Source organism: Vibrio sp. R-1, from assembly GCF_035615595.1.
GTDB lineage: Bacteria > Pseudomonadota > Gammaproteobacteria > Enterobacterales > Vibrionaceae > Vibrio > Vibrio cholerae.
Map to the genome: position 1 here is coordinate 58,296 of NZ_WPDC01000008.1, position 17,342 is coordinate 75,637.

At 48.2% G+C, this 17,342-nt stretch carries 13 protein-coding genes; 7 read left to right on the top strand and 6 right to left on the bottom strand.

Annotated features, from left to right (window positions below):
* Positions 1 to 79: 79 nt before the first annotated feature.
* Entirely contained in the window at positions 80 to 1,426 is a 1,347-nt protein-coding gene (locus GOU96_RS03190; RefSeq protein WP_001159707.1) for a DEAD/DEAH box helicase, read from the bottom strand.
* 540 nt (positions 1,427 to 1,966) lie between these two features.
* Between GOU96_RS03190 and GOU96_RS03195 the strand changes: the two genes are divergently transcribed.
* Positions 1,967 to 2,215 (top strand): Lpp/OprI family alanine-zipper lipoprotein, encoded by a 249-nt coding sequence (locus tag GOU96_RS03195; RefSeq protein WP_001038496.1) that lies wholly within the window; start codon positions 1,967 to 1,969, stop codon positions 2,213 to 2,215.
* An 85-nt stretch (positions 2,216 to 2,300) separates the two neighbouring features.
* Here GOU96_RS03195 and GOU96_RS03200 read toward each other — a convergent pair whose 3' ends face one another.
* The 4 genes from GOU96_RS03200 to GOU96_RS03215 are packed head-to-tail and all read right to left on the bottom strand — an operon-like array spanning position 2,301 to position 6,389.
* Positions 2,301 to 3,221, bottom strand: a complete 921-nt coding sequence (locus GOU96_RS03200) for a L,D-transpeptidase family protein (RefSeq protein WP_000270236.1) — start codon at positions 3,219 to 3,221, stop codon at positions 2,301 to 2,303.
* A gap of 8 nt (positions 3,222 to 3,229) precedes the next feature.
* Positions 3,230 to 4,639: a deoxyribodipyrimidine photo-lyase gene (gene phrB, locus GOU96_RS03205; protein ID WP_042988956.1), complete on the bottom strand. Its 1,410-nt coding sequence runs from the start codon at positions 4,637 to 4,639 to the stop codon at positions 3,230 to 3,232.
* A 9-nt stretch (positions 4,640 to 4,648) separates the two neighbouring features.
* Positions 4,649 to 5,446, bottom strand: a complete 798-nt coding sequence (locus GOU96_RS03210; RefSeq protein WP_042988953.1) for a MerR family transcriptional regulator — start codon at positions 5,444 to 5,446, stop codon at positions 4,649 to 4,651.
* Positions 5,436 to 6,389: a YbgA family protein gene (locus tag GOU96_RS03215; RefSeq protein ID WP_267780822.1), complete on the bottom strand. Its 954-nt coding sequence runs from the start codon at positions 6,387 to 6,389 to the stop codon at positions 5,436 to 5,438. Before GOU96_RS03215 ends, GOU96_RS03210 begins: the two co-directional genes overlap by 11 nt.
* A 321-nt stretch (positions 6,390 to 6,710) precedes the next feature.
* On the opposite strand from GOU96_RS03215, the gene deoD reads away from it, so the two are divergent.
* From deoD to GOU96_RS03245, 6 genes are all read left to right on the top strand, one after another.
* Complete coding sequence (gene deoD / locus GOU96_RS03220; RefSeq protein ID WP_000224891.1) at positions 6,711 to 7,421, top strand: purine-nucleoside phosphorylase; 711 nt, start codon at positions 6,711 to 6,713, stop codon at positions 7,419 to 7,421.
* 64 nt (positions 7,422 to 7,485) lie between these two features.
* A complete protein-coding gene (locus GOU96_RS03225; protein WP_057554028.1) occupies positions 7,486 to 8,955 on the top strand; it encodes a hypothetical protein in 1,470 nt (489 codons plus the stop codon).
* A 154-nt stretch (positions 8,956 to 9,109) separates the two neighbouring features.
* Positions 9,110 to 10,597 (top strand): hypothetical protein, encoded by a 1,488-nt coding sequence (locus GOU96_RS03230; protein WP_000361580.1) that lies wholly within the window; start codon positions 9,110 to 9,112, stop codon positions 10,595 to 10,597.
* The gene (locus tag GOU96_RS03235) at positions 10,578 to 12,158 is read left to right on the top strand and encodes a GGDEF domain-containing protein (protein WP_001913642.1); all 1,581 of its coding nucleotides are present in this window, start codon (positions 10,578 to 10,580) and stop codon (positions 12,156 to 12,158) included. Before GOU96_RS03230 ends, GOU96_RS03235 begins: the two co-directional genes overlap by 20 nt.
* Before the next feature lie 134 nt (positions 12,159 to 12,292).
* Positions 12,293 to 12,682 (top strand): DUF3302 domain-containing protein, encoded by a 390-nt coding sequence (locus GOU96_RS03240; RefSeq protein ID WP_000478180.1) that lies wholly within the window; start codon positions 12,293 to 12,295, stop codon positions 12,680 to 12,682.
* On the top strand, positions 12,682 to 13,812 hold the full coding sequence (locus tag GOU96_RS03245; protein WP_000364997.1) for an HlyD family secretion protein: 1,131 nt from the start codon (positions 12,682 to 12,684) through the stop codon (positions 13,810 to 13,812). The genes GOU96_RS03240 and GOU96_RS03245 overlap by 1 nt, the downstream gene beginning before the upstream one ends.
* A gap of 186 nt (positions 13,813 to 13,998) precedes the next feature.
* Here GOU96_RS03245 and GOU96_RS03250 read toward each other — a convergent pair whose 3' ends face one another.
* Entirely contained in the window at positions 13,999 to 17,118 is a 3,120-nt protein-coding gene (locus GOU96_RS03250) for a S41 family peptidase (RefSeq protein ID WP_420719672.1), read from the bottom strand.
* Positions 17,119 to 17,342: the final 224 nt, after the last annotated feature.

Below are 17,342 nucleotides of genomic sequence, written 5' to 3' on the forward strand. Positions count from 1 at the left end.
TGGGCATAAAAAAACCGCCCTTCACAGACGGTTTCTTGATTGAAAATCAGCAGTTGCACGCTAAGTTGTACAGCATGGCTTAGTCGATGTCGTCTTCCAGATCCACTTCTGGCTTAGGCGCGACTTTCTTTTTCGGGATAAAGACCGAGTCACCCACCGCCACATTTTGGTAGAAGCTCTTGTCACGCGGCGCCGCTTTTTTCGATTTGCTTGGCGCTTTCGCTTTGTTGACCCGCTGAGTTGGCGCGGCTTTAGGCTTCGCTTGACGCGGTTTCAACCCTTTAAACTTACCTTCTAAACCAGCTAAAACCTCAAATTGGATCTCTTGCTGTAAAAAAGCTTCCACTCGCTTAAAACTCTCCCAGTCCTTTGGCCCAACAAGAGACATGGCATCCCCTTTATTTCCGGCACGACCAGTACGGCCAACACGGTGAACATACTCTTCGGTATGCTTTGGCATATCAAAGTTGATCACGTGAGTTACAGCAGGAATATCAAGGCCACGTGAAGCGACATCCGTCGTCACAAGAATCTTAAATACCGCACGCTCAAATTGCCCCATGATGGTGTTGCGCTGCGTTTGATTGAGGTTACCACTGAGCGCAACTGCTTTGAGGTTGCTTTGATTGAGCTTCTCAGTCAGGCGATCGGTATCGGCACGCGTTGCTGTAAAGATGATCACTTGACGGTACTCAGCATCGGCCAAGATACGATCGAGCAGCGCTTCCTTGTGATCTAGATGGTCACACAAGTAGAAATGCTGAGTAATGTCTTTGTGCTCTTCGCTACCCACCCCGATCGCGATGCGTTTCGGTTCATTAAGCAGCTCCATCGCCATATCATTCACATCTGCATGATCTAATGTGGCAGAGAACATCAAGGTTTGGCGACGACGGTGCTTTGCCGCGTTATGGATACGGCGCAGCTCTTTGGCAAAGCCTAAATCCAACATACGATCCGCTTCATCCAGCACTAGCGTTTCTAGGCCTTCCAAAAAGAGTGAACGGTGGTCAAGATGATCGGCTAAACGTCCGGGTGTCGCGACAATAAAGCGAGGTCCACGCGCTAACGCTTTCACTTGGTCATTAAAGTTTTCACCACCCGTGATCAAGGTTGCCGTATAACTTAAACCACCCAACATGGAACGCAGCTCACCATAGACCTGCTTTGCCAACTCACGGGTTGGAACCAAAATCAAGCCACGTGGATCTTTAGCTGAAAAGGCTTTGGTTTTTAAAGATTTATGCAGCATAGGCAGCACGAAGGCCAACGTTTTGCCCGAACCTGTCTTAGATGAGGCCAACAAATCACGTCCCGCAATAGTGAGCGGTATCGCCTGTTGTTGGATCTCAGTCGCTTGTTTGAAATTGTAATGCGCTAGATTTTTCAATAAGCGATTATCTAAGCCTAAATCTTTGAATTGCAAAGTACTCTCCATCTTTGGTTGTGCTTAAAACTGTAAAGCAGATCACGAAAAAGGCCATCATAATAGCGCAAATCGACGCACCATAGATAGCTGACCGACAAAATAATCCCAAAATCTATAGGGTAAGTTTGGGTATACCCAAACTACTTGGCGTTGCAAGTAGGCAGCAAGTTGAGTGACAAATTTGTCTGGAAAAAATTTGCACATCCATCGGCTGGCCTTTGCTGAGAGCCAAGGATGGCCTCATAATACCCATGAGCATCGACAAACTCAGTGATTGGGGCGAACGAACCTAGCCAATATCGTTGTGACTTCAAGTAGAAAGGGCATATCGGTTTATCGAATAGAAAACGCATTATTCATAATCTAATAATTAAGATGTCGGACAATTAATTGATTCATTGTCAAATTCTTGGATTTTTTTAGCTTTTGAGGGCTAGTTTTACGAGAAATTGCGACTACAATAATTCCGTCCATATTTTAATTTTCGATAAGTATAGGACGTCAATAACACCGACTTACCAAGTTAAGGAGTTCTCTATGAACAAGATGTTAATCGCAGCAGCAGCGTCTTCCGTACTTCTACTAGCGGGTTGCGCCTCTGGTCCTGATGAAGCTACCACTGCAAAAATGAACGAAATCAGCACTCAGGTCAGCGAACTGAATTCGCAAGTTGCTGCACTGGCATCAAAAGTGGATCAAGCTGCTGAAGCAGCGAAAGCCGCTCAAGAAGAAGCTGCACGCGCTAACGAACGTATCGACAATATTGCTCAGTCTTACACTAAGTAATCTTTGAGTGATATAAATTGAAAGAGCCAGCATTTGCTGGCTCTTTTTTTCTCTCATACCACGAACGGTAACCAAAATAACGAGGTTACTGGGCGATAGTTTCCCACTGCGGTGGAGCAATTTCGACCGGAACCCCATTCTGTGCTAAAACTGCGGCGCGCGCTTTTGCATCAGAGATTTTATGCTCTTGCAGCCACCAACTCAGCTCTTCTGGTACCACCAAGTTTTTCTTCACGCCATTGCTGCGGGTAAGCGGCTCATGCACTTCAATAAACACACTACGATCAGGTTCAAGCGCAACTTTGATCGGTTCGTTGATAATCCGAACTTTTTCTCCACGCTCAACTTGTTGGTAAAGCCACTCAATGTCTTTCGGATCCATACGAATGCAACCAGCACTCACCCTCATGCCTACGCCAAAATCTTTGTTGGTTCCATGAATCAGATATTCTCCAGAACCATAAGCTAAACGCATCGCGTAATCACCGAGCGGGTTTTCTGGGCCTGCGGGCACGACTGGCGGCAAATCAATCCCTTTGGCTTTGTATTCTTTGCGAATCGATGCTGGCGGCGTCCAAGTTGGGTACTTGCGCTTGCTGCTGATTGACGTTTGCATCACAGGCGTATCGCGGCCGATACGCCCAATGCCGACGGGGAAGATATGCACTTTACCTTCATTAGGACGGAAATAGTAAAGGCGTAACTCAGCAAGGTTAATCACAATGCCTTCATAGGCCACTTTCGGCAAAATGATCTTTGCAGGGATAGAGATGACAAAACCTTCTTGGGGTAAAAAAGGGTCTACTCCACGATTGGCAGCCATTAATGCTAGGAAGCCAATATCGTATTTTTTTGCAATGTCGGCTAAAGTCTCGCCTTTCTCAACTTTATGATATTGCGTGTTACCGACTATGCTACTGCCTTCGATAGGTAGATCAAACACGGCGGCATTGATACTCCAACTGACCGCCAATGCACAACCGATTACCCAAACTTTCCACCACATCTTTTTGGTTATCCCTTCGCTGTTTTATACAGACGTAAGGTTACTTCTCTTTCCTGCTTATGATCAACTAGTCGCGCAGGATATAACACGCTATTGACAGCCGGATAAGTCCAAGGTTGGTGAATATAAGCCGAAGAGACTGAACGCAGCTCCGGCACCCAACGGCGGATGAAGTCGCCATTCGGGTCAAATTTCTCCCCCTGACTGACCGGATTAAAAATTCGAAAATAGGGCTGTGCATCACACCCAGTGGATGCACACCACTGCCAACCACCATTGTTGGCCGCATAATCACCATCAATCAGGCGACTCATGAAATAGCGCTCTCCCCAGCGCCAGTCGATGTGTAGATCTTTGGTAAGAAAGCTCGCCACGATCATCCGTAACCGATTGTGCATCCATCCGGTTTGGTTCAGTTGGCGCATTGCCGCATCGACGATCGGATACCCTGTCTTGCCTTCACACCAGAGCTGGAACTTTTCGTTATCATTCCACCACTCCAAACGCGCCCCCCACTCCACAAAGTCACGACTTTTCGAAAGATTAGGCTCAATTGCAACCAAATGCTGGTAAAACTCACGCCAGATGAGTTCGCTCAACCAGACTTGTGCCCCTTCACTGAGTTCGCCCATTGATGACTCGTGATACAAGCGAGCCACGCATTGACGCGCCGATAACACACCAATCGCCAAGTAGGGTGAGAGCGAACTGGTGCCTTCCCTAGCCGGAAAATCACGCGCTTGATGGTAGTCCTGCACTCGTTCACGGCAAAAATCACGCAATTGAGCGCGCACAGTCTCAAAGTCCGCAGCCCATGGCGTGCTGTCTATTCTGGGGTAATCGAATGCTTGTTCTGGATGCCAAACCAATTCGGCCAACGCACTCGGTACGTCCCAAAGCGCTGCGGGACGATCTTTTCCAATCACAGGCGGCTGAAATAGAGTGAGCCATGCGCGCTTGAAAGGGGTGAACACTTTAAAAAATTCGCCCTGTTTCGTGCGCACCGAACCGGGAGGTAATACGCATTTATCATCAAAAGCAGACCATGTTATCCCTTGTTCGCTCAGTAATTGCTGTGCCGATTGATCACGTTGCTGCTCGTCCAATTCGTAATCACGATTGGCGAGAACTTGTGTGGCATTAAGTGTTTTCGCCAACTGGCTAACCGCCACAGCCGCCGCTTGAAAATCCGCGACTTGCTGATAAAAAAGTGGCACGTTAAGCGCAGCAAGCTCTTGTTGCAACTCTGCCAAACGTCGCCAAATCAAATCGGCTTGAATAGGCGCTAGATGGTGCTGATGCCACTGCTCTGGAGTAGCGATATACATCGCCGCAACCGGATCGCCACTGTTTAACGCGGCGGTGAGCGCAGTATTATCAAAGCTGCGCAGATCACGACGAAACCAAACCAGTCTCATACCAACTCCCTAAGATTGTAGCTGTTGTAGCACATTCGATAGTACACACTGCTCGCCAAACTGCTGTTGGAGGCTCGCTAATGCTGGCTGTTGAGACGCAGGTAGTGCTCGATGGGCGTGCAGAGCCAGAATCTGGTATTGCGCTAATCCCGGATTCTCTAGCAAACCACGAATATCGTCGACGGCTTCCAACAGCGTCACTTGGTGACCATTTTCAGCCCACGCCAGAGCCCATAACCAAGCATTCAGCGATCCAGCTTCATCCAAACTAATGCATAAGCATTTGCCTTTCACTGCCGCTTTGTTTTCGGCATCAAGAATAAAAGCTAACTTGCTGAGCATGAGCGTGCGAAACAGGCCAATCTGTAGTGAACGCAAAGGCCCTTTCACTCGCTCAAGGGCTTCTGTGACGGGTTGTACAAACTGTGCTTGCATCACGCTGAGCGGATACTCTTTAAGCACGGTCGCAATAATCTGCTCCGCTTTGGAACGTTGTAGCGCTGCCAGCGCCGTAAGAAGTGTTTCGCACTCTTCGAGCTGACCCACGGGTTGCGGGATAGACTCACTCTCAGACACCCCACTTTGTAGTAACGCGCCCACTTTCCCAATCGCGACCCCTTTCGCCAACCAACTCTGGATCTGACGGATCATCTCAATATCCTGTTCAGTAAACAGGCGATGCCCTTTTTCGGTACGATCGGGTTGCACCAGATTATACCGACGTTGCCACGCACGTAAGGTGACCGGTTTAACCCCAGTGATTTCCGCGACTTCTCTTATCGCGTAACGTTTTTCATCACAAACCATAACGTAGTTTCAACTCCTGAGGATAAGGGTTTAGGTAGCGCTGCTGAGCGAGATAAGCATCAGGAAACAGAGCGAGATAATGTTTGAGTAGCGTGATGGGCGCTAACAGTGGCAGCTCACCCACCCGATAGCTCTCGATCACTTGAGCCAGTTCGGCTTTTTGTAATTTGTTCAGCGAGCGCTTGAAATAACCTTGCAAATGCATCAGCACATTCGTGTTATTTTTGCGGCTAGCACGGTGAGCCAGAGCTTGCATCAAACCTAAGCGGTACTCTTGGATAAAAGAATCCAGTGGATACTGTTTCACATTCGCCACTAAGCGCCCTAACGCGCGATACGCCTGTGGGTTATGTGCCATCAGGGTTAATTTGTAGCGAGAGTGAAATTCGACGATTTTTTTCGCGCTCGGCGCATCGCCCATGCTGGTGTAAAAATCATGCAAACAGAAAACTCGGGTGATGTAATTTTCCCGCAAGACCGGATCATTCAATCGACCATCTTCTTCAATCGGTAGCCACGGCATTTTTTCCATCAAAATTCGGGTATAGACGCCAACACCCTCTTTTTCGGTGCAATTGTGCTTGTAGACTTTGACACGCTCCATACCACAACTGGGTGATTTTGCGCAGACGATGTAGCCACACAACTCAGCATGTTGTAACTCAGCAACTTTCTGCTGTGAGTAACTCTCTAACGCTGCGGTGTGATCACGCGAGCTATCTTTGGTTTCCACCAACGCAATCCGTTCATTTTCCGAGATAAGTCGTAATGTGGGACGCGGAACAGGTAGCCCCATTCCCATTTCTGGACAAACAGAAACAAACTCCGCGTAACGATCGAGCTCATTGGTCACGAAGTGGCTAATTTTATGCCCGCCATCGAAGCGTACTTTTGCTCCAAGTAGACAAGCACTGATCCCAATTTTGAGTGGCGTGGTCTGCATACGAGTCTCCAACACTTATCTATACAATGGAAATTTCTGTACAAGATCTATAGCACGTGATTTTGTACTGTACAAATATTTTTTTTGTACAGAATTTTCCAACCCCACCAACCAAACGATTAGCTCAACGTTTGCTTTATCAGTTTCAACAGATTTCGTTATCAATAGCCTATTTCGATTTTAAAAGAGAGTATTTTGTGACACTTCTCTCAAGTAGCCTTGTGGATACTGGCTAGTATTGGCACAACAGATAAGCCTTGAGCCAACAGGATCCGTAATTAGTATCTTTGTCTGTTGGCGAAATTGAATTGGAGAGTAACCATGGCAACCCCACACATTAACGCTCAACCTGGTGATTTTGCTGAAACCGTATTGATGCCGGGCGATCCACTACGTGCGAAATACATTGCAGAAACCTTCTTGGAAGACGTCAAGCAAGTGTGCGATGTACGTAGTATGTTTGGCTTTACAGGCACATACAAAGGCAAAAAAGTCTCTGTGATGGGTCATGGCATGGGCATCCCTTCTTGCAGCATTTATGTACATGAATTGATTGCAGAATATGGTGTGAAGAACATCATTCGTATCGGCAGCTGTGGTGCAGTACGTGATGACGTCAAACTGATGGACGTGGTGATCGGTATGGGTGCATCAACTGACTCAAAAGTGAACCGCATCCGCTTCAGCGGCCATGATTTTGCGGCCATCGCCGACTACGATTTGCTGGAAACGGCGGTTAACCAAGCTCGTGCTCAGCAAGTGCCAGTAAAAGTGGGTAACGTATTTTCTGCCGATCTGTTCTACACCCCTGAGCCTGAGATTTTCGAAAAGATGAAAAAACTCGGCATTTTAGGTGTGGATATGGAAGCGGCCGGTATCTACGGTGTAGCGGCTGATCTCGGCGCACGCGCTCTGACGATTCTGACGGTATCGGATCACATTCTACGTGGCGAAAAACTCAGCTCAGAAGATCGTCAAAAGTCATTTAATGACATGATGAAAGTTGCGCTTGAAACTGCCATCAACATCTAATCTATCTTGTTATTACCGTCAGGCCACTCAGCCTGACGGCCTCGAGTACCCCGAGGGGGAGATCGTGCCTAACGACCAACTACCACCGGACGCAGAAGGTTTACAACTCAACTTTTGTAAAACATTGGCGTGTGACAACTTTGGATTGAGTGAAGCAAAACATTACGTTTTGCAACGCGTAAACCCGAAACGGCCAGCGATGGTTTGTCGTGAATGTGGAGCTTTCCCCCCCTTACTTAATAACCGCGATGTGGTGAACGAACTGCACCGCTTACGTCAATTGCACAGTGATGGCCTACCGGCTTGCCATAATCCGGCATGCCCGAACACGGGATTATCCGTCCATACTCACAAACAGCTTTATCACGCCTTTGGTTACAGTGGCGATCGCCAGCGTTATCGTTGCAAAGCCTGCCACTCGACGTTTGTGGATAAATGGTCAGGTGCCAATCATAAGCTCAACTTCCAAGAGTCTCTGCTCGGGTTACTGTTTACAGGTTATTCCGTGCGCGAAATTTGCCGCAAGCTGTCAATCAATCCGAAAACCTTTTACGACCATCTCGACCATATCGCCAGCCGTTGTCGTCGCAAATTGGCAATGATTGATGCACGCTGGGTAAACCATGCCAAAGCGTATCAATTTGCCTCGCATTACCAACCCTTGCAGGCACACAGCCATAATGGCGTTTACTGGATTGCTACCGGTGATGCGCAAACGGGTTACATTCTGTGCCAACATCTTAACTACTCTGCCGATGAACAGCCGACGGGTAGCCTAGACCACGATCCTTACCAAACGCCAGCACGTTTTGTGCCGCAAGGTTATGCCGCAGAAGCGCAGGCCACACCCCATAAAGCGTTAACCTTGTTACGGGAACGGATTGATAACCGCTACCAACTGATTTTGGCGCGTGCCAACGTCGAAGATCCGATGGGCAACTTGGCACAGTTTCACTACCCCTCAAAAGGCGCAGTGATCCGGCCGCCTTACACCTCCTACGCCCATTATCTGCATGTGCTGGATATGTGCGACCCAGGCAAACGAGTTTCAATCTTCATGCCGCAAGATCCTCTATTACGTTCTGCGGCGTTAAGCGTCAGTTTGTCCCGTATCCGATGTCAAAATGTTGACCTTATGTACGTAGAAGAAGATCCGGATTGGCAGGCACAAAGCCCATTGGAGAAAACCGATATTGTGCACATGGGGTGGTGGCGTGATCGTTGGGCTATCGCTCATTCAGGCAACAAAGCCAAAGGGATTTGTTATTTAGCAGGCAGCAACCCTGACCCACAACACTGGTTACAGCACGCCTCCATAAGACAAATCGAATACTATCAGAATCGATTCCAGCTCTTGTTCGAGTCCTTCATCAATGAGCCACGTCGTAAACTGCGGCCGGGCGGGATCCAGCCTCTGCTGGACATATTCCGTGCATGGCACAATTTATGCTACCAAGATAAACATGGATTTACTGCGGCACAAAACCTAGGTTTATCGCAGCATCCTCTAACATTAAAGGAACTTTTGTCCTAAATTGCTTAGAGGAAGAGTGTGAGATAACACTAATTATTATCGAATGACTTGATAAAAGTGTCCGTTTTTTCACATGAAATCGTGTTTAATGGCGTCTTCTCCCTATAATGGGTAAGTCATGACGAGCATGAAATCGCCTAAGGACGACTGTATTTTGGACAAAAGCCAATATCTTCTTGAACTAGAAATAGAGCAGCTCAGATCACGCATCGAATCTGAGCCTGAGAAGGTATTCGTCCAAGCGGAACAGTGCTTAATCCGAGCTCGGCAAATTCACTTTACCTCAGCGATTATCGAATCTTTGATCATTATGTCTCGCTGCCTCTGGTGCAAAATGGACTATCGCACAGGGTTTAAGTACATCAAAGAGGCTTACCAAAATCAGCTCAATCTTGAAACAGACCATTTCCTGCCTGAGATTCTGCATATCCATGCCTTACATCATTGGGGACAAGCCAAATACTACACCGCCCAACAATTTTGGATTAATGCCTTAGAGCAATCCGCACTCGTGGATGAACCAGAGATTGAGATTGAGTGCCTGATTGGCCTTGGTAACATCTGGCGGATCACGGGCGAATACAAACTCGCATGTTCCACCCACGAACTGGCCGTCAAAGTTGCCAATAACACCCGCATTGATTGGCTGGAAGGCAAAGCGCGAATTTTGTGGGCATGGGATCTGTACCATCTCAATCAGTACGTGGATATGCTGACCGTGCTCGATGGCGCTGAAGAGGTGCTGCAAAACAACAGCAATGTGACATGGCAAGCCGAAGTGTGGGACTTCCGTGGATTGGCTCTGCTTGGCTTAGAGCGGCTTGAAGATGCAGAAGAAGCCACTCGCAAAGCCCATGAACTGGCGGTTGAAAATAATCTCACTTGGATGAAAGCGCACTCGTTTATCAGCCGCGCTCGTCTAGAACTGCTGCGTAAAAATTTCTCGGTGGCTGCCGAGCTGCTCAGCAGTGCGGAAAAAGCGGCCAGTTCATTCGATAACGGCGAGCTTCTTTCGCAGATCTGTTATCAACAATCCCGCGTTGCAGAAGAAAATGGCGACCCTCAGGCGGCCTTAACCGCGTTTAAAAAATACCGTCGCTACACGGTGATGATGCTGCGAGAACAAACTCTGCGCGTGGGCATGGACAAAGCCCGCTCATCGAAACGCCAACTTGAACAGCGAGCGCGCAAACTGATCAACCGAATTCGTGGTCAACACGAGTTTGACCCGGAAAAACATCTCTCCAACGTGGTATCGGAAACCTATTGGTGGGAACAATTGGTACTGTTCAAAACCGAGCTGAAAAAATCCAATCATGCCGTTGTCGTCATCCAGCATCCCAACGCCAAATACATTGATGTGTGCACCGAGGTGATTCACTCACTCTGCGCTCCGCAAGATTTACTGTCACGGATCAGCAGCGACCGCTTGGGGCTATTGCTGGCCGAAAAAGGTGATGCTGCACTCGAAATATTCCAAGTGATGGCCAAAATGATTGAAATTTATCCTTGGCACCGTAAGGGATTAGATGGACCACTCCCCAAAATCATGCTGCAAGATATTCTGTCCTTCCCGTTTACGCTGGAACAGTTGATTGGTAGCCAAGCACAGGAAAAGTCGTATGGAAACCCTGCTCAATAAGATCAAAGAAGCGGGACTGGATGCGGCCGCTGTCGCTGGTGAAGAGGCTATTATTTTCTGGAACCATGTCAGACAGCACGTGGCAACCACCGCCCAAGAGCGTGCACAAAGCTACATCATCAGCGCCGAATACCGCCGCGAAATGAAACAGTGGCAAACCAGTATTGAAGAGCTGCGCGCTGCCCTTTCCCTATTAGAGTTACCCGCGGATCTGGAATTAATGCTCTCGGTCAAACACAGTTTGAGTGAGCGTTTACTCGACCATGGTGAATATGTCGCGGCACTGTCTGAATACGTTGCGATATCCAACATCGCCGTTGAGCATGGCATGATTGATGACTACGTACTTGCTGTGCTCGGAATGGGCAATTTATGTGATGCTTATGGCGATCACAGCCGTGCGTTACGCTACTACCAAAAAATTGACAGCATAGATCATGCGATTTCTAGCCGCTCACTGCGCCTGCGTTACAAGCTGTATATGCTGGCTTGCTACATCAGCCTTGGTCGTTATGCAGCGGCCAATGATCTGATAAAAGAGTGTGAAGAGTTGAGCATTCTGGTCAGCGATAAACTGCTGACTGGGCAGATCATGCTCTATCAAGCCAAGCTTTATCTGCAACAAGGCAAAGTGCAAAAGGCGATGATGACACTCGCCAATGCACAGTATTCGTCATCGCTGACGCCATCGGATTGGCTATCAAGCATGCTACGCATCGAGTTAGCGCATTGCCTCTCTAAAGCAGGTAAGGCACATTTTGCGACCATGCTGCTGAGTAGCACTGAAAAGCGCTTACAAAACATTCATTCCCCTTTCCTTGAAAAACGCCTCTATGAAGCGTTCAGCGAAGTGTGTGAACTCGAAGGAATGTACAAAACCGCACTGGTTTACGAAAAAAAAGCATTTCGCATCGAAAGCGATTTGATGAAGCGGATCCCCATCAGTGAATTAGGCCCAATTCAGCTGCGCCGCCTATCGCGCTTTGAGCTGCAACTTAAACTGATTTTGTCGGAATTAGAAAATCGTGAGCTTAAAGAAACCACCGAAAGCCAGAAGAATACGGTGTTGCAACTACAGCAAGATGTGTTCACCGATCCACTGACAAAACTGCATAACCGCCGTTGGTTGGACGTGAAGCTGAAAGATCTGCTGCTGCACGAAACCCCGTTTGCTTTCTTAGTGGTGGATATTGACCACTTTAAATCGATCAATGATGAATTGAGTCATTTGGTAGGGGATAAAGCGATTGTCAATGTATCCAGTGAACTGGCGAGTTACTTTAAATTCCGTGGTGCCTCCTGCGTACGTTTCGGTGGCGAGGAATTTCTGGTGATTTTGGAAAACGTCACCAGTGATATGGCACAAATGCATGCCGAAACCTACCGCCAACGTATTTTTGATTTCCCATGGCAAGACGTACTTGGCGAACGGGGACTGACGGTCAGTATCGGTATCACCTTGCATCGCGAGGGGGAAAATACCCAACGTACGTTCTACCGCGCTGACAAAGCTTTGTATCGCGCCAAAGCCAATGGCCGTAACCAAGTGTGTGTTGAGTAGGCTGAGCAGCATTTGTGCGATGTGATCGCGTCTGAATATTATATGACGGGTGATCGAACTTCTATTATGGATTGGTGTCTAGTGGTTTCTGGCCACTTGGCCATTGTGCTTAACTTCCTCTAAAGGACTATTTCATGTTTCTTGATTATTTTGCACTCGGGTTGCTGATCTTCGTCGCCTTAGTGATTTTCTACGGAATTATTGTTATCCACGACATCCCTTACGAAATTGCCAAAGAACGCGAACACCCACACCAAGATGCCATTCATTATGCAGGCTGGGTAAGTTTATTCACTTTGCACGCCCTTTGGCCATTTTTGTGGATTTGGGCAACATTATGGCGCAAAGAACGTGGCTGGGGATTTCAGAAATTGGAAGCCGAGCAACATGACATTCACCATCGAGTCGACGTTTTGATTGATGAAGTAAAACAATTGCGTACCGAGCTAGAGACGTTAAAAACTTCTTCTCTCTCAGTACCTAAATCTACCCCTGCGGCATCAACATCAGAGGAGAAGCAATAATGGATTTACTGCTGATCCTGACTTACACCGCCCTGTGTGTTGCAGTTTTTAAGGTTTTCAAAATTCCACTCAATAAGTGGACAGTGCCCACCGCAGTGCTCGGCGGCGTGATACTGATTGGAACCCTGATCTTGCTGATGAACTACAACCACCCTTTTACTCAGTTGGGAAGCCAAGTCTATTCGACCACTCCGATTGTGTCTGGAGTACGAGGACGGGTGGTGGAAGTTCCTGTGAAACCAAACCAGCCACTGAAACAAGGTGATGTTCTGTTCCGTATTGATCCTATCCCCTTCGAGGCTGACGTTGCTCGCTTAAAAGCCAAAGTCAAAGAAGCGAGTCAAGGGGCCTTGGGGTTAGAGTCCACTTTAAAAGAGGCGCAAGCGGCTGTACTCAAAGCCATCGCAGAGCGAGACAAAGCGCAACGTGAATATGATCGTTATCAACGTGGTTATCAACGTGGCGCATTTACTGAACAGCAAATGGATACCACTCGCCAAGCTTACAAAGCCGCGCAAGCCGCCTTGGAGGTTGCACAGTCAAAACAAGAGCAAGCCCAAATCGCTTTAGATTCGGAAGTCGGTGGTGAAAATACTACAGTCGCTCAGCTCTTAGCGGAACTGCGTAAAGCGGAATTCGATTTGGAGCAAACCATCGTGCGTGCCCCAACGGATGGCTATGTTACCCAGTTGGCTTTGCGTCCGGGCATGATGTCTGTCCCTTTGCCTCTGGCTCCTGTCATGACTTTTGTGCATACGGAAGAGAAAATCTACACTGCGGCTTTCCGCCAAAACTCTCTACAACGTCTACAACCGGGATTTGCCGCTGAATTTATGTTCCGCGCACTGCCAGGTAAGGTATTTAAAGGAGAGGTGATTGAAGTGCTACCCGCGATCGGAGAAAGCCAAATCCAAGCCCGTGGTGCTTTACTTGGGACAGACGCGCTCAGAACCTCTGGACGCGTTTTTGTAACGCTGCGCATTACTGATGATTTATCGCAGTACCATCTGCCTATGGGTTCTGCGGTTGAAGTCGCGGTGTACTCTGACAGCTTTGAACATGTTTCTATCATGCGAAAAGTACTTATCCGCATGAAAAGTTGGCAGAACTACCTCTACCTCGATCACTGATCGCCTGTATACCCAAACGACTTGGAGTTGCAGGTAGGCGGTAAGTGAGTTAATCCCCATGAGCATAGATACACACTGTGATTGGGGAGAACGAACGTAGCCAACACCGCTGCAGCTTCAAGTAGGAAGGGGATAGAGTCATCGCCAAAGCCGCTCAATCGAGCGGCTTTTTTGTTGGCTTACTGTTTATTTTGAGGAGATCTCGAGCAGCAGGGCTTCTACGGCGGCAGCCAACTGGCGGTCCTCGCCGGCGACAACCGATTCCGGATCGTTATAAACCAAAATATCTGGGATGATTTCTTGGTTTTCAAACCAACGACCTTGCTCATCCTTGATACCGAGTTGCGGCACTCCGTAAATCAATCCGGGCTCTTGTTGCTGCTCCCAAATCACTGCCGTGCCAGTACCGGGAACCCTTTCGCCCACTAGCTTTCCTAGCCCCTCTTTTTGATAGAAATACGGTACGATCGAACCGTCTGAATAACTGTCTGCGTTGGCGAGCATAATGCTCGGTTTCGCCCAGCGACGCTCAGGGAAAGAGGAGACTACATAACCATCACGTGTCTGCATGACTGAATGTCGCGTTCCAGACAATATCTCCATCACTTGATCATGCAGCCAACCTCCAGCATTAAAACGCACGTCGACCACTAAGCCGAGTTTGTCTTTTTCAAGGCCAAACATGTCATTTTGCATCTGCTCAAAACTGGCAGCATCCATCGCGGCAAGATGCACATAGCCAAGGCGTCCATCGGAGAGCGTCTCCACTAAGGCTCGGCGCTGTTCAACCCAGTGCTCATAAAGCAGCTCACTTTCCTCTTCAAGAGTGATCGGTACTAACGTAAAGTTCTGCGCTTTCTCCTCCCCCGGTACCAGCACACTTAAACGAGTTAATTTACCTTGGGTAAAATTCAGGAACGGATAAATATCCTGTTGATCGCTAATTTCTTTCCCGTTTACGGAGTAAATAATCGCTCCTGCCTTGATCGGAGATTGATAAGTATCTGCAGGGCCTCCGGGTAGCAGTGATTTCACACGCACGCCCTTACCTCGGTAACGATCATCATAGTAAAGCCCTAAGGATGCGGGCTCCTCCCAACTGGAGTTACCAGCCATAAAGAAGGCTCCTGTATGGGAGACATTCAACTCCCCGACCATTTCACTCAGTAACTCGGCAAAATCGCTGTAGGTACGAATGCTCGGCAGATGTTTACGATACAAATCACCGTACTGTTGCCAATCTACACCATGCATTTGCGGGTCATAAAATTTGGTTTGAGTAAGTCGCCAGACATGATCAAACAAGTAGGCGATTTCTGCACGAAAATCGAAATTGGCCTTGGCTTCATACCGAACAAACTTGCTCTCACCCGTCAGGACATTCAGATTCTCGATACCGTGCTCACCCATGATCAGAAGGCTCGCATCATCAGAAGCCATCGCAAGTAAAGCCGCATCTTCACTCAAGCGGTTAAACAGCGCCGTCATCTCCCCACTGCGCAGATTGATTTCTGAAATTTGTACTGAGTCTCCCAACTGATAAGCGATGATCAGTGCTTGGTTATCGTGCGTTAAGTGCTTGAAAATAATATTGAGTGAGGTAGGAGTCATACGCATAGTGCGCTGCTTAAGCCCTTTATTTTCCACCACCGTTAACTCTGCTGGTGGGTTTTGGCCAGGCCCAAGGTTTTTCTCCGCAGCGATTTCCTCTTCAAGCCACAACTGCTCTTGGGTTTTATTGAAATTGAATTTGGCTTCGCGATTGAGCGCAACACCGTACACATCATACTGCACCACCATATCATCAATATCGCGCAAACCTTTCGCATCGGTTAGCCAGTAAACCCACTGTCCATCGGCACTAAATTGTGGGGCAAACTCAGAAAAACCACTTTGGCTCAAATTGATAGGCGCTTCACTTCCATCAAATTTAAGTAGCTGAATGTCGCCATTCGACATCGCCCGATCGCGAGTGACGATATACTCACTATCTGGCGACCACTGGTAACTCAGATCTTTGTCGAAATACGAGTAGAGGGCATGAGCATCCAGCAAGGTATAGGTTTTATCTTGTTCGATGTCATACACCTTGAGCGTATTACGATTCTCGCGATAAACAATCCGTTTAAGATTAGGAGAATAGAGTGGCTGAATGACATCTTGCTCCGTCGTCAGCACCGGCTCTTCGATAATATCCAATGAGGAGGAGAAGCTTTTCCCACCATCATTCACATAACTTTGATAAAGATTCCAACTGCCCTCACGCTCAGAAGCGTAGATCAAACGATACCCATCACTGGAAAAGGAAACATCGCGCTCCGCTTCTGGGGTATCAGTGATTCGTTGCGTTAAACCGGAAAGCAAAGAGACCACATACACATCGCCACGTGCCACAATCGCCACTTCAGCGGCATTCGGCGCGACCACCATTTCCGTGGCTTCAAGGTTAAAATTCACATTATGACGGCCATCAGGCATCGCGCTGCGACGAATGGAGACCGGCACTTTTTCTGCTTGCTTAGCTCCGGCTTTCAGTCGCCAAATTTCGCCATCAAAACCGTAGGCCAAATCGCCTTGTAAGCTGGCACTTAAGAAACGAACGGGCAGCTTTTGGTGGTCGGTGATTTGTACGGGTTCTGAACCATCAAATCGCTGCTGCCAGATGTTGAAACTGCCCGCTTGTTCAGACAGATAGTACATAGAGGAGCCATCTGCACTCCAAACAGGGTTGCGGTCTTCGCCACGAAAAGTGGTGATTTGGGTATGTTTGCCCGTGCGCGGGGACCATTGCCAAATGTCACGTGTAGCATCGGATACCGCACCTTTACGCCACGGCTGTTCATCAGAGGGTTGATTGGTATACAGGATGTCACTATGGGAAGGCGATATGGCTAAGTCACTGATGGCAATAGGTAAAACGCGTTGCTCACGTCCTCCCGCTGCAGGCACCGAGTAAAGCTGAGCCATAAAGCTGCCCTGTTTAACGTTCGCATTGGCTTTATCATCGCCCAGTCGGCGAGAAGAGAAATAGAGCTGCTGACCATCAGCCGAAAACGCATACGGAATATCTTTCGCTCCGTGGTAGGTCAAGCGCCGACTCTCACCACCTTGGATCGAGAGAATAAAAACATCACCAAGACCATATCGATCAGCCGTAAAAGCGATCGATTGGCTGTCAGGTGACCAAATCGGCGTTTCGCTGTACACACCGCTTTCGGTGAGCGCCACGGCATCACCGCCTTGAGCCGGCACCAGCCAAATTTGACCTGCATAAGTAAACGCTATCTTTTGACCATCGGGGGACAACGCTATATCCCTCAACCAAGTCGGCCGAGCCTGCGTGGAATCTTCAGTCTGGTAGGAGCTTGCAAAACCAAGATTCGGTATCGCACACAACGTTAGCGAGAGCACTGAGCTCAGAGCAAAATGCGGCAAATGCATCGCCTTTCCTTATCAATATGTTGAATTTCAACAATAAGCTACCTCAATATGACTAGGACGTCTAAATCATTTAAAGCCAGCGATGCTCT

What these genes read in the sequence shown, in the direction of transcription:
- GOU96_RS03195 (WP_001038496.1), top strand. Translation starts at nt 1,967, where the DNA reads ATGAACAAGATGTTAATCGCAGCAGCAGCGTCTTCCGTACTTCTACTA.
- GOU96_RS03200 (WP_000270236.1), bottom strand. Translation starts at nt 3,221, where the DNA reads ATGTGGTGGAAAGTTTGGGTAATCGGTTGTGCATTGGCGGTCAGTTGG.
- phrB (WP_042988956.1), bottom strand. Translation starts at nt 4,639, where the DNA reads ATGAGACTGGTTTGGTTTCGTCGTGATCTGCGCAGCTTTGATAATACT.
- GOU96_RS03210 (WP_042988953.1), bottom strand. Translation starts at nt 5,446, where the DNA reads ATGGTTTGTGATGAAAAACGTTACGCGATAAGAGAAGTCGCGGAAATC.
- GOU96_RS03215 (WP_267780822.1), bottom strand. Translation starts at nt 6,389, where the DNA reads ATGCAGACCACGCCACTCAAAATTGGGATCAGTGCTTGTCTACTTGGA.
- deoD (WP_000224891.1), top strand. Translation starts at nt 6,711, where the DNA reads ATGGCAACCCCACACATTAACGCTCAACCTGGTGATTTTGCTGAAACC.
- GOU96_RS03235 (WP_001913642.1), top strand. Translation starts at nt 10,578, where the DNA reads ATGGAAACCCTGCTCAATAAGATCAAAGAAGCGGGACTGGATGCGGCC.
- GOU96_RS03240 (WP_000478180.1), top strand. Translation starts at nt 12,293, where the DNA reads ATGTTTCTTGATTATTTTGCACTCGGGTTGCTGATCTTCGTCGCCTTA.
- GOU96_RS03245 (WP_000364997.1), top strand. Translation starts at nt 12,682, where the DNA reads ATGGATTTACTGCTGATCCTGACTTACACCGCCCTGTGTGTTGCAGTT.